The sequence below is a fragment of the Pseudomonas sp. zfem005 genome, assembly GCF_032621735.1.
GTDB lineage: Bacteria > Pseudomonadota > Gammaproteobacteria > Pseudomonadales > Pseudomonadaceae > Metapseudomonas > Metapseudomonas solani.
Map to the genome: position 1 here is coordinate 219,843 of NZ_JAVYJE010000007.1, position 21,760 is coordinate 241,602.

General features: G+C 61.3%; 23 protein-coding genes. 14 read left to right on the plus strand and 9 right to left on the minus strand.

What is annotated here, in order from left to right; all coding sequences use genetic code 11:
• Positions 1-58: 58 nt before the first annotated feature.
• From RTW82_RS17140 to RTW82_RS17150, 3 genes are all read left to right on the plus strand, one after another.
• A complete protein-coding gene (locus RTW82_RS17140; RefSeq protein WP_316925797.1) occupies positions 59-2,041 on the plus strand; it encodes an NACHT domain-containing protein in 1,983 nt (660 codons plus the stop codon).
• 130 nt (positions 2,042-2,171) lie between these two features.
• Entirely contained in the window at positions 2,172-2,705 is a 534-nt protein-coding gene (locus RTW82_RS17145; RefSeq protein WP_316925798.1) for an REP-associated tyrosine transposase, read from the plus strand.
• 611 nt (positions 2,706-3,316) lie between these two features.
• Entirely contained in the window at positions 3,317-3,814 is a 498-nt protein-coding gene (locus RTW82_RS17150; RefSeq protein WP_316925799.1) for a Bro-N domain-containing protein, read from the plus strand.
• Positions 3,815-3,856: 42 nt separating this feature from the next.
• Here the strand turns inward: RTW82_RS17150 and RTW82_RS17155 are convergent, their stop codons facing one another.
• On the minus strand, positions 3,857-4,261 hold the full coding sequence (locus tag RTW82_RS17155) for a hypothetical protein (protein WP_021222052.1): 405 nt from the start codon (positions 4,259-4,261) through the stop codon (positions 3,857-3,859).
• A gap of 267 nt (positions 4,262-4,528) precedes the next feature.
• Here RTW82_RS17155 and RTW82_RS17160 point away from each other — a divergent pair, with 267 nt between their 5' ends.
• From RTW82_RS17160 to RTW82_RS17180, 5 genes are all read left to right on the plus strand, one after another.
• The gene (locus RTW82_RS17160; protein ID WP_316925800.1) at positions 4,529-4,852 is read left to right on the plus strand and encodes a hypothetical protein; all 324 of its coding nucleotides are present in this window, start codon (positions 4,529-4,531) and stop codon (positions 4,850-4,852) included.
• 273 nt (positions 4,853-5,125) lie between these two features.
• Entirely contained in the window at positions 5,126-6,826 is a 1,701-nt protein-coding gene (locus RTW82_RS17165; RefSeq protein WP_316925801.1) for a sulfate adenylyltransferase, read from the plus strand.
• Between the two features lie 168 nt (positions 6,827-6,994).
• Positions 6,995-7,525 carry a DUF3455 domain-containing protein gene (locus RTW82_RS17170; RefSeq protein WP_236233053.1) on the plus strand — a complete coding sequence of 177 codons (531 nt, stop codon included), beginning with the start codon at positions 6,995-6,997 and terminating at the stop codon, positions 7,523-7,525.
• An 89-nt stretch (positions 7,526-7,614) separates the two neighbouring features.
• The gene (locus RTW82_RS17175) at positions 7,615-8,163 is read left to right on the plus strand and encodes a sigma-70 family RNA polymerase sigma factor (RefSeq protein ID WP_316925802.1); all 549 of its coding nucleotides are present in this window, start codon (positions 7,615-7,617) and stop codon (positions 8,161-8,163) included.
• Entirely contained in the window at positions 8,160-8,882 is a 723-nt protein-coding gene (locus tag RTW82_RS17180) for an anti-sigma factor domain-containing protein (RefSeq protein WP_316925803.1), read from the plus strand. Before RTW82_RS17175 ends, RTW82_RS17180 begins: the two co-directional genes overlap by 4 nt.
• Before the next feature lie 134 nt (positions 8,883-9,016).
• Here the strand turns inward: RTW82_RS17180 and RTW82_RS17185 are convergent, their stop codons facing one another.
• The 4 genes from RTW82_RS17185 to RTW82_RS17200 all read right to left on the minus strand — a co-directional run bounded on the left by RTW82_RS17185 (position 9,017) and on the right by RTW82_RS17200 (position 12,159).
• Positions 9,017-9,472 (minus strand): hypothetical protein, encoded by a 456-nt coding sequence (locus RTW82_RS17185; RefSeq protein ID WP_316925804.1) that lies wholly within the window; start codon positions 9,470-9,472, stop codon positions 9,017-9,019.
• Between the two features lie 124 nt (positions 9,473-9,596).
• Positions 9,597-10,079 carry a hypothetical protein gene (locus RTW82_RS17190; RefSeq protein ID WP_316925805.1) on the minus strand — a complete coding sequence of 161 codons (483 nt, stop codon included), beginning with the start codon at positions 10,077-10,079 and terminating at the stop codon, positions 9,597-9,599.
• Positions 10,080-11,111, minus strand: coding sequence for a hypothetical protein (locus tag RTW82_RS17195; RefSeq protein ID WP_316925806.1), 1,032 nt, complete (start codon positions 11,109-11,111; stop codon positions 10,080-10,082).
• Positions 11,101-12,159, minus strand: a complete 1,059-nt coding sequence (locus RTW82_RS17200; protein ID WP_316925807.1) for a radical SAM protein — start codon at positions 12,157-12,159, stop codon at positions 11,101-11,103. The genes RTW82_RS17195 and RTW82_RS17200 overlap by 11 nt, the downstream gene beginning before the upstream one ends.
• A 364-nt stretch (positions 12,160-12,523) precedes the next feature.
• Between RTW82_RS17200 and RTW82_RS17205 the strand changes: the two genes are divergently transcribed.
• A complete protein-coding gene (locus RTW82_RS17205) occupies positions 12,524-13,156 on the plus strand; it encodes a hypothetical protein (RefSeq protein ID WP_316925808.1) in 633 nt (210 codons plus the stop codon).
• Between the two features lie 14 nt (positions 13,157-13,170).
• Here RTW82_RS17205 and RTW82_RS17210 read toward each other — a convergent pair whose 3' ends face one another.
• Genes RTW82_RS17210 through RTW82_RS17220 form a run of 3 tightly spaced genes read right to left on the minus strand, consistent with a single transcriptional unit; the run spans position 13,171 to position 14,760 of the window.
• Positions 13,171-13,548, minus strand: coding sequence for a glyoxalase/bleomycin resistance/dioxygenase family protein (locus RTW82_RS17210; protein WP_316925809.1), 378 nt, complete (start codon positions 13,546-13,548; stop codon positions 13,171-13,173).
• A gap of 41 nt (positions 13,549-13,589) precedes the next feature.
• Positions 13,590-14,132 carry a hypothetical protein gene (locus RTW82_RS17215; RefSeq protein ID WP_316925810.1) on the minus strand — a complete coding sequence of 181 codons (543 nt, stop codon included), beginning with the start codon at positions 14,130-14,132 and terminating at the stop codon, positions 13,590-13,592.
• Between the two features lie 34 nt (positions 14,133-14,166).
• Complete coding sequence (locus RTW82_RS17220; RefSeq protein ID WP_236204448.1) at positions 14,167-14,760, minus strand: RDD family protein; 594 nt, start codon at positions 14,758-14,760, stop codon at positions 14,167-14,169.
• 212 nt (positions 14,761-14,972) lie between these two features.
• Between RTW82_RS17220 and RTW82_RS17225 the strand changes: the two genes are divergently transcribed.
• The 3 genes from RTW82_RS17225 (at position 14,973) to RTW82_RS17235 (ending at position 17,448) form a co-directional block, all read left to right on the plus strand.
• On the plus strand, positions 14,973-15,413 hold the full coding sequence (locus tag RTW82_RS17225) for a DUF2846 domain-containing protein (protein WP_111264052.1): 441 nt from the start codon (positions 14,973-14,975) through the stop codon (positions 15,411-15,413).
• A gap of 129 nt (positions 15,414-15,542) precedes the next feature.
• Complete coding sequence (locus RTW82_RS17230) at positions 15,543-16,427, plus strand: LysR family transcriptional regulator (RefSeq protein WP_111264051.1); 885 nt, start codon at positions 15,543-15,545, stop codon at positions 16,425-16,427.
• Positions 16,428-16,611: 184 nt separating this feature from the next.
• On the plus strand, positions 16,612-17,448 hold the full coding sequence (locus tag RTW82_RS17235; RefSeq protein ID WP_021222068.1) for a bifunctional allantoicase/(S)-ureidoglycine aminohydrolase: 837 nt from the start codon (positions 16,612-16,614) through the stop codon (positions 17,446-17,448).
• Between the two features lie 236 nt (positions 17,449-17,684).
• On the opposite strand, the gene RTW82_RS17240 is transcribed toward RTW82_RS17235, so the two are convergent.
• Positions 17,685-18,464, minus strand: coding sequence for an NAD(P)H-dependent oxidoreductase (locus tag RTW82_RS17240; RefSeq protein WP_316925811.1), 780 nt, complete (start codon positions 18,462-18,464; stop codon positions 17,685-17,687).
• 84 nt (positions 18,465-18,548) lie between these two features.
• Between RTW82_RS17240 and RTW82_RS17245 the strand changes: the two genes are divergently transcribed.
• Together RTW82_RS17245 and RTW82_RS17250 are read left to right on the plus strand one after the other, a co-directional pair.
• Positions 18,549-19,442 (plus strand): LysR family transcriptional regulator, encoded by an 894-nt coding sequence (locus RTW82_RS17245; protein ID WP_316925812.1) that lies wholly within the window; start codon positions 18,549-18,551, stop codon positions 19,440-19,442.
• A gap of 328 nt (positions 19,443-19,770) precedes the next feature.
• Complete coding sequence (locus RTW82_RS17250; protein WP_316925813.1) at positions 19,771-21,693, plus strand: alkaline phosphatase D family protein; 1,923 nt, start codon at positions 19,771-19,773, stop codon at positions 21,691-21,693.
• Positions 21,694-21,760 lie beyond the last annotated feature (67 nt).

Below are 21,760 nucleotides of genomic sequence, written 5' to 3' on the forward strand. Positions count from 1 at the left end.
AGGGGAATAGAGAAGCCTTAAACCCCGTCTAGCACGGGGTTTTTTATTAGGGAAAACAATGTCAAAAGAAGAAGGTTTTGAAATTCCATTCCTTAATTGGTTTGACGAGCCGATCAAGAACTCCATTAATTCTGTTTTCAAAGGTCTTAACGCTTCAGTTGAGTCTTTAGATCTATTTAGAAGATACCATACGGCACACTCAGACACCCTCAGACAAGAAGTTCAGAATATAAAACTGCTTGGCATGTCTATGCCCGTAAAACTAACAGACATATACAATCCCGCACGAATATCAACAACAATCCAAAGAAGGCTTTACACTGAAGAATGGATAGAAGCGTCAAGCGCTCCCTTACAGGGAAATAAAGCCAAAGAGAAAGATCTGATAGACGGTGACGTTTTCATTGAAAACAATCTGCGGACGGTTGTTCTTGGCGGCCCCGGAGCAGGGAAAACAACATTCTTAAAATATCTATCCCTATGCTATATAGATAAGAAAACATTTGAAAAAAGCAATCTCAAAAAGACCAAGCTGCCGTTCTTCGTTTATCTACCAGATCTATCGAAGACTGAAGACTCGCTCTTTAATTTTCTAGCAAATCCTATAGAACGCAAAACAGACGAACACTCAAGAAACTTTCTTGATCGCCTTTTTAAAAAAGGCGAGTGCGTGATACTTCTTGACTCTCTGGATGAGACCAAGAAAACCGCCAGATCAGAAGCACTTCAGAAAGTAAGAGATTTTTGCAACAATTACCCACATGTTAAAATAGTAATATCCTGCAGAACTGCTGACTACACGGAAAATCTAGAGTCTTTCCACGAAGTGGAGATATCAAAACTCAATAAGTCATCCGTCCACAAAATTGTTAAAGCTTGGTTTACCGGAGAACCACAAAAATCTAGAGACCTCTGCAACATAATTGACCATGACAAAGCCATTTCCTCTCTAACCGAAACCCCTCTCCTGCTTAGTCTCCTGTGTATACAGTTCAAACACGACCTTTCTCTTCCAAAGCGTAAAGTTGAGCTTTTTAAGCGTTGCTCTGAGGCACTACTACGAGACTGGGATACGACTAGAGGATTTCGTAGAGATTCCACATACGAATTGTTGACCGACCAGTCAAAAGAACGCTTATTTGAAACGATCGCATATTGTTTCACTGTAGATAACTTATCTTTCACATTCCCTAAACCTCGCGTCTTGCTTCTTGTATCCGATTTTTGCGCGAAACTGGGATTAAATGAAAACGATGCACTACCGATAATTACTGAAATTGATCAGCACCATGGAATTCTTGAGCAATTTTCTCAGGACCACTATTGCTTTAGCCACACATCATTTCAAGAATACTTTGCTGCCAGATCTATCACATCTAAAGGTCTGGGTCTAAAAATAGTCCAACAGAAATTCGACTCTGAAGAATGGTATCCAATCATTGAATTCATAGTTGCGATGGCAGAAGACCCATCTGAAATGATTCAATTTCTTACTCAGAAAAGCAATCTCGCCGGACTGTCGAATTATCCGCCAATGGCCAAAAGAACAACCTGGCTGTACCTTCTATATCGTTGCATGATCTCAGGCCCCTTCCTCCCAAAGAATACCCGTGAAAACGCTATCAACCATCTCATCCATTCACAGATCGAAATAGCCCGTATCTATGGCGAGGGCGGCGTCTATCCAATGTCACAACTTATGGAGGACGGAATTCGTCACCCATTTTATTGGACCAACAAGCGTCCTAGTCTTTCTAACGCACTCAAGCCTTTCCGTCAGCTTACAAACGAGATACTAAAAACGGTACTTCCGGGATACCCCGAAGCAGTACTAAGAATAATTCCAAATCTTGACAGCGAGCTTAAAACCACAAACCAACTACTCAAGGATGCTCTTCTAATAAACCTAATAACTCCACTTGCAAGAACTCACCCACAAGAAGTTTGCGACATACTTCGTAATCATGCAAAAGAAAGAAGCGCAAACCTTATAAACCGAATCATTGAGCAAACAACGACATTTATAGAAAATTCAAAATAAACTCAGCCTATTTTTCATGGTGGATGTCTTCTCATCCACCAGATATCTATTTATTAGCGCGTAGGATGGATGACGCTCTTCTCATCCACCAGCTCTTCCACCCGCAACACCAATGGCTCAAGGAGGGGTCATGTCCAACTACCGTCGCGCCCGGATGCGCGGGGGCACCTACTTCTTCACCGTCAACCTGCGTAACCGGCACAGCGACCTGCTGGTCCGCGAAATCCACCTGCTGCGATCCGTGGTACAGGCGGTCAAACACCGCCGCCCCTTCCATATCGATGCCTGGGTCGTGCTCCCCGAACACATGCACTGCCTCTGGACCCTGCCCCCGGGCGACGACGACTTCGCCATGCGCTGGCGCTCGATCAAATTCGCCTTTTCCAAACGCCTGGCCGACACCGAATCCCGCACCGAGGCTCAACGCACCCGGGGCGAACGCGGCATCTGGCAACGCCGCTATTGGGAACACCTGATCCGTGACGACCTCGATTACCAACGGCACTTCGATTACATCCACATCAACCCGGTGAAACACGGCCATGTGCGGCGGGTGTGCGATTGGCCGTATTCGAGTTTTCACCGGGCGGTTCGGGATGGCATCTACCCGGCGGATTGGGCCGGCGATGGCGTGGTGGACGACGCGATTCGCTGGGGAGAATGAGGGTGGGATGGGCCTCGCCTGGTGGATGAAAAGGGCGTCATCCACCCGACGCCTGCATCAACATCGACCCGATGGACTGGGCCGGGGATGGCTTGGCGGGCGACGCTATTCGCTGGGGAGAATGAGGCTGGGGCGGGCCTCGTCTGGTGGATGAAAAGAGCGTCATCCACCCTACGCGTGCATCAACATCGACCCGATGGGCTGGGCCGGAGATGGCGTGGCGGACGATGCTATTCGCTGGGGAGAATGAGGCTGGGGCGGGCCTCGCCTGGTGGATGAAAAGAGCGTCATCCACCCTACGCCGCCTTCACGTTTCAGCCTGGCCGATCAGCCATTTCCCACGCGGTAACTGCATTGCCACTTTCCGGGTGCGCCCATAGCCTCCGTACCCGGCGCCTAAGAAACGCTCTCCCACGTAGCGGCCTGACCGCTCCCGATAGCTAAGCGGTTTTTTTGTACTCGCGGCATACTCGCGCACGCAAAAACCTCTGCTCTGTCGGGAGTGGGCTAATACAAGACCCGAAAGGGGAATATGCCCGGCCTTCTACGTGGGGTTTCTTAACTCCCGACGCCAACAGCCCTGAGAAAGCTGCTCACGTAGAGGTGCTTAAATGCCTGACTCCCTCAACCCCCAACCCGATCAAGAAATCCTTATCCCCACCCTCTTCACCCGCCACAAGCGCCTGTTGCGCGCCGTGCTGCTGGAAGACCAACCCTGGTTCGCCGTCACCGACCTGGCCCGGCTGATGAACCACCCGCCCTTGGCAGATCGCCTGCCGCACAACCTGGATGACGACCAGATGCAGATCGCCTGGATGCGCAACGGCCACGGTGACTTCAAGTGCGAATGGCTGGTGAGCGAGTCCGGTGCCTATGCCGCGCTGATCCACTACTACCACCCGGAAAACCGCTGCATCCGCCAATGGCTCACCCAGCAGGTGATCCCCTGCCTGCGCGCCGAACAGCCTCAGGTCGGCCACTGGCCCGTCCGTTCGGTGGCGCAATGGATGGGGCAGGAGTTGCAGGTGCTGCACTGGCAAGACGTGGTCTGGCTGCCCTTTGAGGACTGCCCGCGCCTGTTGCCCAGGCCGCCCCACGTGATCGGCTAGCACGACCGAGGGCTGGAGGTTCCAGCCCTCATCCACCGCCCCTCAGAGCGTGATAGCGGTGGCCGGATAGAACAGCACGTTGAGCCCGAAGAGGATCATCCAGAAGCCGATCTCCAGCGTCTCGGTGATCGGCTGGATGCGCCGGATCGCGCCATACACATGCACCCCGAACATCAGCGTGAACACCAGGAACAGCAGGTCGAAGGCATAGCTGTAGCCGGTGCCCGTGGTGACGGCACGCAGCATGGCCAGCTCGATGATCAGGATGAACGCCCCCAGGCATCGGCCGAAGTAGATCGCCAGGTGCTGGTGCTCCGGAATTCTCCAGCGCATCAGCCGGGCCCAGGCGATGGGGGCCACGAATATGGGCAGTGCAAAGAACAGCGTCGTCACGGTCATCAGCGTGGCGAGGTATTCCCGGCTGTATGGCGCGTAGTAACCAAGCATCACAGAACTCCTTGTTCCGTTGCCGCAGTGGGCATCGTTATTGTTTTAAGGCGCGTCTTGCCGGCGGAAGAATCGGGATGCGGGGAGCGGCGGGTCAAGGAGTTCGCGGGATGGCAGTACCAAGGAAGGTGGCACGGGCAAGAGGGATGACGACCTAAGTCGCAACGTGCCCAAGGCACCTTCGCCCCTGCCCAGCGCCCCGGCTGATGAAGTGCCCATCGCCGCTTCGTACTATCCCGCTCCCCGATTCATCGCCAAGGAATGCATGTGGAAAACAGGACCCGGCGTTGGCCGAAGACACTCGCGCTCAGCCTGGTGACCGCCACGCTTCTGGCTGCCTGGCTCACCACCGGCGTCTACCAGACGCGCTTCGCCGAGGACAACCGCCTGGTCTTCTTCATCAAGCAGCAGCCCTCCTTCCGGGTGGCATTCGTGTACCCCTTCGCCACCGATGCCGACAGCAAGCCCCTCAGCCGGTTGAGCGCGCAGGAGCGGCAGGAGGTGATCGACTACTGCCGGTATCGCCTGGGGATCGCCACGGAATTGAAGACGCAGGACGAGCTCGACAACTGCGAAGGGGCATCGCCGTAATCGACCGGGCTCACCGCCCTCTACCGGCTGCAGGCCAGGCACACCGCCTGGCCGGCAGACGCCCCGCTCGAAACTTACGGAATTTCCCCACAGGGCAACGACCTTGTCCGCCGCAGCCCCCCGCCAATACCGTTCAGCCAGCCCGGTGCGCCCACGGGCTGTGCGGACGGCCGCCGTGACCGGCCATGTCCTACCCCCAACAAGACGGCACAGTGCGACTCGCTCGAAGGTCCCGCGACCTGCGAGCGAGGCCAGTGCCGAGCAGGAGGAAACATGGAACTCGCCTTCGATCGCTACCCCCAGCAACCCCACGGTGGAACCCTGGTCAACCAGGTGGTGCCCGCCGACCGGGTACGGGCAGAAATAGCGCGGGCACGCGCCTTGCCGTCGATCCGCATCGACCTGGAGGCGGTGATCACCATCGAGATGATCACCACCGGCGTGCTCTCGCCCAACAAGGGCTTCATGAACCAGGCCGACTACCTGTCGGTGCTGGGCAGTGGCCGGCTGGCCAACGGTGTGGTGTGGCCGGTGCCGCTGAGCTTCGCGCCGGTGGGCGAGCGCAACCGCGAGGTGATCGCCGCCCTGGCGGTGGGCGATGAAGTGGCCCTGATCGACGAGCGCAACGAGCCGGTGGCCATCCTCGCCATCGACGACATCTTCGATTACGACAAGGAGGAGCGCGCCCGGCAGCTGTTCGGCACCACCGACCGCAACCACCCCGGCGTGGACGCCATCCACCGGCGCATGGGCGACGTGGCCCTGGGCGGCCCGCTGCAGTTGCTGCAACGGGTCGACTGGGGCCCCTTCGAATCATTGCGCCTGGAGCCCCGGGACACCTGGAAGCGCTTCTACGAAGAACGCGGCTTCCGCTCCGTGGCCGGCTTCATCACCGGCGCCAACCCGCTGCACCGCGGCCACGAATACATCCACCGCAACGCCCTGGAAGGCATCGACGGCCTGCTGCTGCAACCGCTGGTGGAGATGGCCAAGCGTGAATACGTGCGCCACGAGTACCGCATGCAGGCCTACCGCAACGTGCTGGAAACCTACTACCCGAAGGACCGCGCCATGCTCTCGCCGCTGCGGGTCACCTACATCTTCGCCGGCCCCCGGGAGACGGTGCTGCACGCCCTGATCATGAAGAACTACGGCTGCACCCACGCGCTGATCGGCCGCGACCACGCGGGGATCGGCAGCTTCTACGACAAGTACGCCAGCCACAGCATCTTCGACCAGTTCACCCCGGACGAGCTGGGCATCGAGGTGCGCCTGTTCCACGAGGTGTTCTACTGCGTGCGCTGCGCCAGCCACGCCACGACCGAAACCTGCCCCCACGACGAGCGCTACCGGCTGAACATTTCCGGCACCGGCATCCGCGAGATGCTGCGCCACGGCCTGGTTCCACCCAAGGAGGTGGTGCGCCCGGAGTCGGCCCTGGCGGCCATGCAGGGCATCCAGCCCAAGGGCCTGGGGGACGACGGCGAAGGCACCCTGCCGGTGGCCAAGGTGATCCAGAGCCTGTTCCCCTTCTACACCCGCTTCACCCGTCTGGGCGGCGCACCGCGCCAGCAGCCCCTGGAAGCGGACGCCCTCACGGTGCGCGACCTGGAACTGGCTTGCCACGAGGCGCGCGCCCACACAGGCGATGTCTACGACGGCGTCTACCGCGAATACACCGCCCTGCTGGACCACAACCGCAGCCTGCAGCCGGCCTGGGTGGAGGACGCGCGCGACGCCCTGCACCGGCAGCAGCGGCGCCTGCTCGATGACCTGGACGAGAAATTCAGCCAGGCGCCGGAGCTCGCGTCCGATGAGTTCATGTACCAGGGCCAGGCGGAAGTGCAGCAGGAACTGAGCGCCGCCCGTGCGCTGCTCGACGATATCCCGGCGGCCATGGATGCCAATCGCCTGGCCAACCGCACCTGGAACAGCCTGCCCTACCCCCGCTATCGCGGCGCCGACGACGCCTGAACCCACACCCCACGGCAGCGCTGCCCATGGCTGCCGTGGGGGACTTGGGCCAACGCCCCCTCCGTTCGAAAAAAAAAGTCGAGCCCTGCATCCATAACGATTCCTGGCGGGTAGTACAGATGGGCAGCCCGAATCTGCCTCTTCGATTACCTATCAGGAGATCGCCCCATGAACGTAAAACCTGCCAGTGGCCTGCTCAGCGGCCTCGTCCTGTGCCTCGCCCTGCAAAGCCTCAATGCCCAGGCGGCCGTGCCCGACGCCGTGAAGGTGCCCGATGGCCACAAGGTCGTGCTCGAAACCGTCGGCGTGGGCGAAATCACCTACGAATGCCGCGACAAGGCGGGTGCGCCAGGCCAAACCGAGTGGTTTTTCGTCGGCCCCAAGGCCGTGCTCAATGACCGTGCCGGAAAGCCGGTAGGGGACTACTTCGGGCCGCCGGCCACCTGGCAGGCCCGTGACGGGTCGAAGATCACCGGCACGCAGGTGGCCGTCGCGCCGGCCGGCACGGGCGATATCCCGTACCAGTTGGTCAAGGCCAACCCCGCCGAGGGCAAGGGCGCCATGAGCGGCGTCAGCTTCGTGCAGCGCCTGGCGACCCGGGGTGGCGTCGCGCCCAGCGATACCTGCGCCGCCGAGAACAAGGGGCAGCGGCAGGTCGTCAAGTACCAGGCCGACTACCTATTCTGGGGGGCCAACTGAGCTCGCCCGGGCAGGCGCGAGGCGAGCCGTCGGCTACGCTCAACGACACACCCCGGCCAGACGGGCCGGGGCACCCTCGAGCGCAGAAAGTGGATCAACCTGCCAGCACCTTCGATTACCAGAGCCACCTCGACGCCTGCGCCCGAGGTGAGCGGCCGGCCTTGCGGGCGCTCTACGATCAGGAAGGTGCGCGGCTGCTCGGCGTGGCTCGCCGCATCGTGCGGGACGACGCCCTGGCCGAAGACATCGTGCACGATGCCTTCATCCGTATCTGGACGCGCGCTGCCAGCTTCGACCCGGCGCGTGGCTCCGCGCGCGGCTGGATCTACAGCATCACGCGGAACCTGGCGCTGAACCATATCCGCGATGGTGCCCGGGAGGCGCCCCTGGATGATGCAGGTGCGGCGGTGCTGCACGCGCAGGTGGCGGAGGTGGACGACAGCCTGGCGGCGCACGGTTCAGCCAGAATTCATCAATGCCTGGAGCAGCTGGAGCCGGCGCGGCGGCGCTGCATCCTGCATGCCTACGTCGACGGCTGCACGCATGCCGAAATCGCCGCCCTGCTCGGCGCGCCCTTGGGCACGGTCAAGGCGTGGATCAAGCGCAGCCTGGCGTCACTGCGGGAGTGCATGGGATGAACACCGAGCACAACGGCACCGGCCCCGAAGACCTGGACACCCTCGCCGGCGAATATGTACTGGGCAGCCTGCCGGCCAGCCAGTGGCATGCCGTGCACGAGCGCCTCAAGCACGACGCCGACCTGCGTTCAGCCGTGGCTGACTGGGAAAACCGTCTGCTGGAGCTGACCGCGATCGTCGAGCCGAAAACCCCCAGCCCACGCCTGTGGAGCCGGGTATCCCGCACCCTGGACGCGCAGCTCGATGGCGACGCAACGGCACCGCGGCAGGTGGCCGTACCCTGGCTCCGGCGCTTGGGCGTATGGCGGGGCCTGGCGGGCGCCGGGCTGGCCGCAAGCCTGGTGCTGGCGACGATGCTGCTGACCACCAGCGCACCGCGCATCACCTACATGGTGGTGCTGGTGGCCCCCACCGACCAGACCCCCGGCTGGGTGGTGCAGGCCAGCGACAGCCGCAGGGTCCAGCTGATCCCCCTCGGGCATGGCGAGGTTCCGGGCGACAAAGTGCTGCAGTTCTGGACCAAGGCGGAGGGCTGGCAAGCGCCGGTATCCCTTGGCTTGGTCAAGCCTGGCGCGCAACTCAGCGTCCCCCTCGATCAGCTGCCGCCGCTGGAGCCGAGCCAGTTGTTCGAGCTGACCCTGGAAAACCCGGGGGGCTCCACCACGGGCCGGCCAATGGGGCCCGTTCAGTTCATTGGTCGGGCGGTGAAGGTCATCTAGCAGATTCAACCCTCTGTAAAATGAGCAGCTCACGACCCGGGCGGCACTCGTGAACTCCTTCGCCACCGATGCCGACAGCGAGAGATGCGTTGTCTTCCAGCTGCTCCGACGCGCCCTAGCCGCGTGAATCGCCCCTACTTTCTCGCCAGGAACACCGCCAGCGCCGCAAAACGCCTGCGTGCCTCCCAGGCAAACAGGCGGTTGGCCAATGGGTCGAGCAGCACGCCCAGCCAACGCGGCCGCAGCGTCAGGCTGAAGCTGTAGATGAGCTCGGAGCGCCCCGCTTCGATATCGCGGTGGCGCATCGACGCCGCCCACGACTCGAACAGCCCCGTCGGCTCCACCAGCATGGCCGCCGCCACCTTGCCCGGCTGATAGTTCACGAAGCGGGTACGCATCGCTAGCAGGCGCTTCCAGCCCTTGCCCCGGTTGAAGGAAACCGCGCCGATGGAAGGATGACTATCGCCCGTTTCCATATGCGCGACGGCCAGCAACGTGTCCCACTGCAACCGCACGCGATGGTTATGGAAAGCTTCGAAGGTGGCGTCGGCGGAGGCCGGCATGACCAGGGTGAAACGGTGGGTGCTCATGAAACTTGCGCCAGGAGAAATCTAGCGGCGAAGAGTAGTTCAAGGGACCTTCACAATGAACTGCATCTGCCAAACGAAGCGACGCCCTCAGTTCAGGACTGATAGGCGTCGCTTCCGTGGGCAGTCAGGAAGCAAGTGCTTTCAAAGAGGCAGCGACATCGCTGTCCACACAGAGGACCGTCGTTCCCTTCTCCTGTATGCAGGCCTTCCGCTCGCCCGTGGTCAGGAAGAAAACCTTGCGTCCTTCAAGCCTGAACCAACCCGCGCGAAAGCCATAAGTCGCGATGCCATTCAATCGGACGCTGCGATCCATTGCCTCCCTGTCTATTGTCTGAACCTTGAGTCCCTCAATTGGCCACGAAGCGCTGTAGAACCCTGACCGCACATGAAGTACCCCCTTATTCACATACACCTTGCCCCCAGCCTGGAAGACCAGATAGCCCTGCAGCAACGCGTAGAGAACGCCCCCAACCAACACACTTTTCAAGCTGAGGCTCTTGCTTATCAACAGGTCTGCGCCGAGCATCACCGCGACTGGCAATACTGCGATCAGGAGGCTGTTCAACAGCATTGATTTGAAACCGAGAGAAACAGTCACCATGTCCATTCAAATACCTGCCATTAGATAGGTAATGCCGCATAAAAGATCTAGAGCTTGTTTTCTCCCGGCTCTCGGCAAACTGATTACTCCAAGTTCATGTGCTGCATAGGCGCAGGCGATCACCTCTTTCCTGACCTGCCTGCGCAGCCCTTGAGATAACAACCGGCTATTGCCACTTGCCTGTGCAAGCCGCACGGCAGCTGTTTCCGCATCAAGCATCTGGCCCGGCTGGGTCCCATGGCAGCCTCCGCAGTTGCTACCACTGCCTCCGCCAGTACGGACAGCGACATTCACAACAACACTGAGTTGAACAGCAAGGTTCACCCCGACCGCGACGTTGACTGCCGCTACTACATATGTCGCGACACCAACTGCGACCACAGCAATGGCAACAGCTCCCACAGCAGCAAGAGCCACAGGGGCGTTAGAGGATCGCTGCTGCAAGGAGCTACTCCCACTATCAGGGGTAAGGATCGCCTTCAATTTGTGAAGATCGTTGGCATATTCGCTCTCCATTCCCTGCTCTGGCACCGATCGGGTCAGGAGCCGTCTGAAGTCTTCAGGGTCAGACTTCAGCAGGTCGTTCACTCGCTGACGAATCTTGGAGGACGCCGCAAAAATCCCCATGTCATTGAGCCTGCCGAGGTAGCGGGGATAGTCCCCTTCCTTACTGGCTGCACGAATAATTGGATCCTGGCTGGCCAGCAGCAACTGCTCCTCAACCGAGCGAGGGGCAATCAGATGCTCCGATATGCCCATTCGTTCAAGGAGCGCACTTCGGTTCGAATAGAATTCGCTGGCCAGCTCAGCATCCTTGCTCACTGCGGACCAGAGACGGGTGAAATCCACTACATCCTCCCAGACACCGAGAGGCACTTCCGCTCTGGACATAAGCAATCGCAATCTATTGTCGCCGCCCGAATCTCTAGCGATGATCGAACCTGGAGTACCATACAAACGATTACTGGCTTTAACTTCTGGAAGTGTGAGTGCAACACTTCCCAATGCTGCACCTTTCATGAAATCTCTACGACGCATTAGCTGTCACCTCCCTGTGGCTGTCGCAATGAATCAAGCTCTGAGAATAAAAAGCTCGAAGCACGCGCCCCATGTGGTTTCTATACTCAGATTTTATGGCCTCCCGTAAACGCTCATTCTGATGAAGCAGCGCACAGGCCTGACAGGGGTGAACGATGTGTTCCAAAGAACCAATACCTGCCGACGCGCCGAGTATTTTTAATATACGATAAGGGCCATCGACCTTTATCCATATTTTCAAGAAGTCCTGTACTTGAGAAAAGTACCCTACCTCAAGTGTGTGTTTGCTGAAGCTCCCCAGTTTCATTTCGGGAATATGCTCAAACGTAAGCCCGCAACAACCTGAAACCTCCTTATTAGGAGTTATTACGCAGTTCTCTAATACCTGATCACAGCCCTGAAGAAGCATCTCCTCTCGATTTGAGAATATTTTTCTCGTAGCGCTATCAGCGTGAAATGGCATCCAGCTATTTACCTGCAACTTCACAAGTCCCGCCTCTATAAGTAGCTTCAGCTCCATGTCGGCCTTTACTTGACTAACCACTTCGCTACTGTCTGAGTCTTGTTCAATGGTAATTACGCAAAATATCCCGTTCTCCGCCACGGCCTTGGCGGCATTGATAACCGAGGCTACGGGGACCCACTCGGCATGATCGACACCTGTACTCAGGTTGATCTCATTCAGCCCCGAGGCAGACAGTCTTCTTGCCACTCTCGTTGCCGAAGAGTGAGTCTTCCCCCAATACCCATTTGTTACGCAGCGACTAAGCAGCCCCAATCGCTGAACGTGATCCACGGAGGCAAACAAATCCTCTCCCAGCAAAAGTGGCTCCCCGCCACTGAACACAACGAGACGCAACCCCGGAAACACCTGCCACGCTTGATCAATGAAACTGGCTATTTCTTCGAAAGATAATTTTGCAGATAGGGTCGGACTGCATTCGAAGCAGCAATCCCGACATTGAGCATTGCACTTGTATGTCGTTATCACCGTCAGCGTATGCGGAACAACATCCCAGTAGCCTTCCGGAACCCATGGCTGATCCATATCGAGCCTCCTAACAAACAATGAATGACAATCATTGTCATCTCTGGAGCCGATGTCGATTCAAGGAGAAAGGCAGTTAAATAGCACTTGAAAAAGCAAGAACAAGTCTGGAATGCAGCTTACCTAACGTAAAGTCCGCAACAAAGGAAACAGCCTACAGTTTAAAATGAACCATTCATAGACCATAAGAAACCATTCATCATCCGCTTAGAGTGGTTACTGACTACTTTTTTCTTCTGATCTATAAATCGCGCAAGATGGCGTCGAAAACTCCATTGATTGGTCTAAGTAATGCGTAGGATTATCAACTTTCATATCTACGAAATTTCTCAAAACCAATCCCTGTATTCAAAGTGACAGACGAATGCTGAACCTGGAGAAAATCATCGGAAGAGGTACCTGGCGATACGTGGGCCAACGCGTGCAGGGCCTGCAAATCCAGGCCATCCCCATCGCCGGCAAGTCCATTGAATGCATCGCGAAGGCACTGGACGGTACCGCCTACCAGATAGGGCGTATCCACACCCGAAACGCCTTCGTGGTGCGGAAAGGGGTCCTGTCACTGCTGTACGTGAGGCCGGACTACAGGGGATACCGCAGGGCAGCCGGCCTGGTTTTCGCCCCCTGCCCCTGGAAGGTCGACTACGACCATGCGCTGAGCAGGAACCTCGCTGGCCAACTGGGTTACGCCTACGTGCTGATGCTGCGGGTTGTGCCGAGAATCAACCGCTCGCACGGCCACCTCGAACGAAACCTGAAGGAGAGTGAGGACGTACCGGACATCTGCTTCGCCGATGAACGAATCCGAGGTAAATGGATAGGTCGCTCCGCGAGCAGGCTGCTGACGCCTCCTGGCGCCTTCTCGGCAAACCAGACGACCCCATACGGGCTGACGTTGCGGCAAGCCGGCCAATGGGGCTTCGCGATGGGGGTGGAGGATGACGATAGGGACATTCCCGGCCTCAGGCCGATTACCGACCTAGGCCCCCGCACGTGACGTAACGGCGCGGCTTAGTGAGAGCCGCGAATACAGCCCCGCTGCCGCAACCCGATGCAATTACCCCAAGGGTCACGCACCTGGCAGATGCGGTCGCCCTCCTCCAGTGCCAATGGCCCTCGGTACAACGACGCGCCCAGTTGGCCCAAGCGCAGCACTTCCGCATCCAGATCCTCCACCGCCCAATAGACGACGGTGCCCGCCGCGCCGCTGGCGACCTTGTCGTCGGCGTTGACGATCTCCAGCACCACGCCGCCCATCTCCAGGTGCCCGTAGTCATCCGTCGGTGACAGCACACGCTTCGCCTCGGGAAAGGCGCGCTGGTACCAGTCGGTAGCGGCGCGCCAGTCGCCCGTATGCAGGAGGATGGACAGGATGCGGGGCTCGGGCATGGCGCCTGACCAGACAGATAAGAGATGCGAGAGGATTCAAGTCAGGCAGAGGCGAGCTTTGCCCTGACCACGTCCTTGAAGCCTTTCAGGTAGAAGGCATCGCCCTCCACTCGCTCCACGGAAATCTTCCGCATGTCCTTCATCGTTACCGCGAACAACGCGAATAGGAGCGAGCCGAATATCAGACCCGAGAGCGGCAAATTGAATTGCCCTGTAGTCGCGCTTATTCGCAGGACAAGTGCCAGCACGAAGACCATCAGGGTCGCTCTCAACACCCAGGTCCAGAACGTTTTCTTCTTCAAGCAGCTCGTGCACTGGCTGTACGAAATATCCAGCCGCTTCCGGGATATGAAATAGGCCGCAATCAGCGCCAGGGGGCTGAGCAGCAGCCACAGGAACGTCAAAGGGCTCACGTAGTTGATCCGGGTCGAAACCGCTTCGAGTCCCGTGTCCGCCGCACAGCTGATGCACACGCAGGGCAGTGCGGCGTTGTTGTTCACTTTCAGGAGTTTTCCAACCCACATGCCCCTGTTCTGCTGAGCGAGGGATGACTGGGGCGGCGAGTATGGCGACTGCGGGTTCATCACGACTCCTTTTTCATGACGCTGAATGATCGGATCAGGCCCTGACCACAAGGGTCCTCGCCGCATGGTCGCCAAGGCGCTGGCGGCGCTGCCCGAAGATGAAGATCACATCGAGGATGCCGAGCAGGCTCACCAGCCCCCGCAGGCAGGATTTGTGCAGTTCGCAGGGGGCACCGGTCTCGCTGTCGACGACGCGGATCTTCAGCAGGCGCTTGCCGATTCCCTGCCCGTTGAACCCGTCCTTGAACAGCAGGTAGGCGAACAGCAGCAGCATGCAGACCTTGCCGAAAATGTCCGGGCTGGTGGCCGGCCGGAAGAACACGAAATCGATGATGAAGCTGATCAGGCCCAGCACCAGGAGCGCGCCCCAGAAGTCGATCTGCGAGGCCACGAACCGTGCCCAGAGCGGGGCAAGTTGCTGGTCGAGCTGCTCGCGCCGAGCCGCTGCGGGAACACGGGGCGGTTGCGGCGCCACGCGCTCGCCCGGGCTCGCCTCGCGCTCGATGAGCACACCGCGGATGACCCGCTCGGCCACCTCGGTCAACCCACCCTGCTCAAGCAGATCGACCAGGACCTCCGTGCGTCTTCCGCTGTAGGTTTCTCGCAAGCGCGCTTCGGTTGCATCCATTTCAGACTTCCTTGTGATCGACAGGGTGGTGGATTCTGTGTCGCCGCCACTTCAGTCGTCAATCGCCGCAAAAAGACCGGATATCGCTGCAAACGACCTTGCCAAACACGCCCCATTACCACTCACCCTTGCACTCTCCATCGGTCTCGATAAAGTAGCGCAGCGGCGAAATGACATCACCGCAAGAACCTTCACTCAGGAACGAGTAATCCATGACCAAGATCATGATGTGCACGGCGGCGCTGGCAGTTGCGCTGCTCTCCGGATGCGCTTCGGTACCGATGGAATCCCCCGAAAAAGACGCAGCCCTCAAGGCCTTCCCGAACCCGCCGCAGGACCAGTCTGCGGTCTACATCTTCCGCGACACGTCCCTGGGCGCTGCGCTGAAGAAGACCGTGAAGATCGATGACAAGGTGATCGGGGAAACCGCACCCAACACCTATTTCTACCGCCTGATCACCCCGGGCGCGCATGTGTTGTCGACCGAGTCCGAGTTCGGTGACAACACCCTCAACCTCAGTGCCCAGCCCGGCAAGAACCACTACGTACGCCAGTCCATCCGGATCGGTGTGTTCGCCGGCGGCGCCACTCTGAGCGAAGTCTCCGAGTCCGAAGGCAAGAAGGCCGTGGCCGACACCAAGCTGGCCCGCTGAAAACCCCGTGGATGGGGTCGGCAATCGACTCCATCCACAGCCTGCTTGCTAACCCCCCTCCCTCATCGTTGCCCCCCTTTCTCCAAGCTGCTAAAAGCCCTCATCCCCATTCGAAAGATGAATACCGCCATGGACCACAGTGACCGTTCGAATAGTCGCGTGTTCGAGCTCGACCTGCTCCGCGCCCTGGTCGCGGTGGCCGATTGCGGCAGCTTCACCACGGCGGCCAGCCGGCTGAACTCCACCCAGTCAACCGTCAGCCAGAAGATCCGCCGGCTGGAAGAGATGGCCGGGCACCGCCTGCTGGAACGCGGCAACCGCGACGTGCTGCCCACCGACGCCGGCGAGACGCTGCTCGGCTACGCGCGGCGCATGCTGGCGCTGAACGACGAGCTGCAGGAGGCGCTGTCCGGGGCCACGGTGGCGCTGACGGTGCGCATCGGCGTGCCGGACGACTTCGCCACCGGGCGCACCACCGAGCAGCTGGCGGCGTTCAACCGCCATTACCCCCAGGTGAAGCTGGAGGTGACCAGCGGGCTGAGCCGCGACCTCTCCGCCAGCTACGACCGTGGCGAGCTGGACCTGGTGCTGCTCAAGCAGCGGCAGAACGCCCGCGAGGCGGTGGCCTGCTGGCCGGAGAAGACGCGCTGGGTGGACAGCGCGAAGAACCCCTGCATCGACCTCGACCCGCTGCCCATCGTCACCTTCCCGCCGCGCGGGGTGTACCGCGACGAGATGATCGCGGCGCTGGAGGCGGTGGGCCGGCGCTGGCACATCAGCTTCACCAGTTCGAGCCTGTCGGGCATCCAGTCGGCCATCGCCGACGGCATGGGCATCGGCCTGCTGCCGCAACGGGCGGTGACGGCGGACCACGCCGTGCTGGCCAGGAAAGCTGGGCTACCCTCGGTGGATGCCTTCGAGGTGGCGCTGCTACACCGCCCGGCGGCGGACCCGATGGTGAAGGAGCTGGCGCGTGTGCTGTCACGGGTGCTGGCGCAGGATACGAAAGGCTGACAGAGACCCGCCCACATTCGAAAACCGAATACAGCGGATTCCAACATTTAATTTGTGCATGGATAGATCGCTGGATATCGTGCTCTCCAGCGACGGCCAGCGCCCCACGGCGCGCCGCTCCGCACCATTGCTCACCACGGCGCCGCACGCGCCGGGCAGCAAGACAACAATGAGGAAATACCCCATGGCCAAATCCACCTATTACGCGCCGCACGGCGGGCACCCGGCACAGACCGAGCTGCTCACCGACCGCGCCATGTTCACCGAAGCCTATGCCGTGATCCCCAAGGGCGTGATGCGTGACATCGTCACCAGCCACCTGCCCTTCTGGGACAACATGCGCATGTGGGTCATCGCCCGCCCGCTGTCCGGCTTCGCCGAGACCTTCTCCCAGTACATCGTCGAACTGGCTCCCCAGGGCGGCAGCGACAAGCCCGAGCAGGACCCCAACGCCGAAGCGGTGCTGTTCATCGTCGAAGGCGAGCTGACCCTGACCCTGCAAGGCCAGGTGCACAGCATGCAACCGGGCGGCTATGCCTTCATTCCGCCGGGCGCCGACTACAAGGTGCGCAACACCAGTGGCCAGCACACCCGCTTCCACTGGATCCGCAAGCACTACCAGAAGGTCGACGGCGTACCGCTGCCGGACGCCTTCGTCACCAACGAGCAGGACATCGAGCCGCGCGTGATGCCGGACACCGAAGGCCGCTGGAGCACCACCCGCTTCGTCGACATGGCCGACATGCGCCATGACATGCACGTGAACATCGTCAACTTCGAGCCGGGCGGCGTGATCCCCTTCGCCGAAACCCACGTGATGGAACACGGCCTGTACGTGCTGGAAGGCAAGGCCGTCTACCGCCTGAACCAGGACTGGGTCGAGGTGGAAGCCGGTGACTTCATGTGGCTGCGCGCCTTCTGCCCGCAAGCCTGCTACTCCGGTGGCCCGGGTCGCTTCCGCTACCTGCTGTACAAGGATGTGAACCGCCACATGCGCCTGACCCTCAACCAGGCCCATTGATCCAAACGACGGGAGCCCAGCGCTCCCGTCGTCGTTTCTGCTGAGTCGCGAAGGGCTTCGTAGCCTTGGCTTCAGCCCAGGGATGCTGGATCGACGCCCTGAAGACTCGACAGGATGAACCCGCGCCGTAGCACCTCCGCACGGTGCTTCCGGCGAGCCCTGTGGGAGCGAATTCATTCGCGAAGGGCCGGCATGGCCTCTACCATTGCCGCCGATCCAGCCTCGCCCCACCTGCCCTACCGCTTCACATGCGCCGCGAACCCGGCCTCCCCCGGCGCCACCTCGGGCTTGAGGGTCAACGCGGGAATCTCGTAATCCCCTGCATTCTGCTGGCGATAGGCGATGGGCTCGGTGCTCCACAGCCTGTCCAGGCGCTGCCCCAGCTCCTGCTGGATGCTGGCGAAGCGGGCCGCGTCGACCCGGCTGGTGCGGTGCACCACGAAGGGCGGCAGCACGTCGAAGCCGGGGTAATGCAGGATGCCGTGCTGGATGGGGAACAGCAGGTCGTCCATCGGGCCGTTGATGCCGCGCTCGCTGTAGTGGGAATCCCAGCCGCCGGTGGTCACCAGCAACATCGCCCGCTTACCCGCCATCGACCCCTCGCCGTAGCGGTTGCCCCAGCGCACATCCGAATGCTCGCCCACGCCATAGGCGAAGCCGTAGGCATACACGCGGTCGACCCAGCCCTTGAGGATCGCCGGCATCGAGAACCACCAGAGCGGGAACTGCAGGATCAGCGCATCCGCCCAGCGCAGCTTGTCCTGCTCGGCGGCGATGTCCGCGCTCTGCCGGCCGCTGGCGAAGGCGCGCCTGGAATCCTGCGAGGCATCGAAACGCGCCTCGGGGTCGCGGTCCAGGCTGTCGCCGGCATCGATGGGCGACTTCCAGCCCATCGCATACAGGTCGGACACCTGCACGGCATGGCCGGCGGCCTGCAGGCGCTGCACGGTGAAATCCTTCAGCGCGCCGTTCAGCGAGCGGGGTTCGGGGTGGGCGAAGACGATCAGAACATTCATGGCAAACCTCCATAACGGGATGAGCGCAGGATGGTGTTGCGCCAGGTATATTGGAAATGAATAACCCATATTCCAGGTATGTGAATGAATAATCTCAGGCGTCTGGACCTCAACCTGCTGGTGACCCTCGACGTGCTGCTCGCCGAGCACAACGTCACCCGTGCCGCCGAGCGCCTGAATTTCTCCCAGCCCTCGGTGAGCGTGCACCTGGCCAAGCTGCGGGAGATCTTCGACGACCCGCTGCTGCTGCCCGGCCCGCGCGGCATGCGCCCCACCGCCCGCGCCGAGGAGCTGCGCGAGCCGCTGCGCCAGGCCCTGGAAGCCCTGGAGCGCGCCGTGGCCCCGGCCAGCCCCTTCGACCCGGCCCAGGCGCGGGACACCTGGCGCGTCGCCGCCACCGACTACGGCGAATCGGCCATCCTCCTGCCCGCCCTCGCCGGCCTGCGCGCCGCCGCACCGGGCACCCGCATCGCCGTGGTCGAGATGATGCCCTCGCGCATCGCCAAGCAGGCGGAGCTGGGCGATATCGACCTGGCCTTCCACACCGCCGAAGGCTCACCCCTCAACCTGCGCCGCCGCACCCTGTTCGCCGAGCGCTACGTACTCGCCGGCCGCGCCGGCCACCCGCGCCTGAAGCGACGCCCGACGCTGAAGCAGTTCTGCACCCTCGACCAGGTGATCGTCTCCCCCGATGGCGGCGGCTTCTCCGGCGTTACCGACGCGGCCCTCGCCGAGCACGGCCTGGAGCGCCGCGTGGTGCTCTCGGTGCCGCACTTCCTGTTCCTGCGCTCGGTGCTGGAAAGCACCGACCTGGTGGCCATGCTCCCCGAACGCCTGGTGGGCAACAGTGGCACCCTGCAGGTGGTCGACGCCCCGCTGGAAGTCCCCGGCTACGAGTTGGCCATGCTCTGGCACGAACGCTCCCACCGCGACCCTGCGCACCAGTGGCTGCGGGAGCAGATCGTCAAGGCGGTTTGAGCAAAGGGTGCCGGGAGGAATTCATTGGCCCGCTGGAGCTCTTTTCGCGAATGAATTCGCTCCTACAAGGGTGGCTCCCGAGGGGCATGTAGGTCGGGTGCAAGCCGACACCTGCGGTGCATGGCCTCGCGGGTTTCACCCGCGCTACGGATTGCGGCCTTGGGCGAAGCGCGCCCCTCCCCGTGGGAGCGAATTCATTCGCGATCGACGTATCCGGCTGAACAGAACCCTGTCACGCCCGCTAACAGAACAGTCGCCCTTGCTGTTCAGCCACCCTGGCCAGTCGCGTTATTCTTCCGCGCTTGTCCGTCCGCTACCCTTCGCCCCGATGCCCGCACCCCAGCTCGCCACGCCCGATCACCTTCCGCCCGTTCTCGCCGGCCCCATGCTGCGGCGGCTGGAGGCGCAGCGCGTGGTGCTGTGGCTGGTGGCCAGCCGCGAGCTGGCGCTGAGTCTGCGGCTGAGCATCGAGGGTGAAACCCGCGATCACCGCCTCGATGGCGAGGCCTGCCAGGTGGTGCAGCTGGGGCGGCATGCCTTCCTGCACCTGATCGACCTGCGCCTGGACGCGCCCCTGCCCTGCGACCGGCAGATCGACTACGACCTGCGTTTCGACGACCAGGGCATCGCCCAGTGGGCGCCGCACCTGCTCTATGGCAAGGCGCAACAGCCGGGCTTCGTGCTGCGCTCGCGCATCGACCAGTTGCTCCATGGCTCCTGCCGCAAGCCCCATCACCCGGCGGCGGAGGGCCTGCTCTGCGCGGACCGCCTGCTGGCCGCGCAACCCGCGCCGGAACAGCGCCCGGCGCTGCTGATGCTCAGTGGCGACCAGGTCTACGCCGACGATGTGGCCGGGCCGATGCTGCGCGCCATCCACCAGTTGATCGCCCGCCTCGGGCTGTTCGACGAGCGCCTGGACGGTGCCGTGGTCGACGACAGCCAGGCCCTGTACCGGCACCCGGCCAGCTACTACCGGCGCGCCGACCTGCTGCCGGCGCTGGAGAGCAACGAAACGCTGCGCGAGCGCTTCTTCGGTGGTGCGAAGAAACCCATCTTCACCAGCAGCAACGCCGACAACCACCTGGTGACCCTGGCCGAGGTGCTGGCCATGTACCTGCTGGTGTGGTCGCCGCTGCCCTGGACGCTGCTGGAAACCGAGATGCCGTCGCTGCCGGCGGACAAGGTCGAGCGCTACCAGCTGGAACGCCAGCGCCTGGAGGCCTTCCGCGAGAGCCTGCCGGGCGCGGCGCGGGTGTTCGCCCACCTGCCGACGCTGATGATCTTCGACGACCACGACATCACCGACGACTGGAACCTCTCCGCCCAGTGGGAGCAGACCGCCTACGGCCACCCCTTCTCCAAGCGCATCATCGGCAACGCCCTGCTCGCCTACCTGCTCTGCCAGGGCTGGGGCAACGACCCGGATGCCTTCACCACGCTGCTGGAGAAGATCCAGGCACTCACCGCCAGCGCGCAGGCGGACAGCCACTTCGACAGCCCGGCGCTGGATGACCTGATCGACGAGCTGCTGGCCTTCAACCACTGGCAGTACACGCTGCCCACCACGCCCGCCCTGCTGGTGCTGGACACCCGCACCCGCCGCTGGCGCAGCGAGGTGAACCTCAAGCGCCCCTCCGGCCTGCTGGACTGGGAAGCCCTGAGCGAGCTGCAGCACGAGCTGCTCGACCACCCCTCGGCCATCATCGTCTCGCCCGCGCCGGTGTTCGGCGTGAAGCTGATCGAGGCGGTGCAGAAGGTCTTCAGCTGGTTCGGCCACCCCTTGCTGGTGGACGCGGAGAACTGGATGGCCCATCGCGGCGCGGCCCAGGTGATCCTCAACATCTTCCGCCACTCGCGCACGCCGGGCAGCTACGTGATCCTCTCGGGGGACGTGCACTACTCCTTCGTCTACGAGGTGCTGATCCGCCATCGCAAGCAGGGCCCGCGCATCTGGCAGATCACCAGCAGCGGCGTGAAGAACGAATTCCCCCGGCGCCTGCTGGACGTTTTCGACCGCCTCAACCGCTGGCTCTACTCGCCCCACTCGCCGCTCAACTGGTTCACCAAGCGCCGGCGCATGCAGGTGGTGCCACGCACCCCGGCCCACAGCAAGGCGGGCGAGCGCCTGTGGAATTCCGCCGGCCTCGGCCAGGTGTTCTTCGACGAACAGGGGCGCCCGGCGCGCATCTTCCAGCTCAACGCCGACGGCAGCGAGGCCACCGAGTTTCTCGACGAGCCGGACCGATCCTGACCGCGCTCTAGGCTCTATACGAAAAGTCGTCGCGCGACGGTCAGGCGAGGCGCAACGACCAACGGGA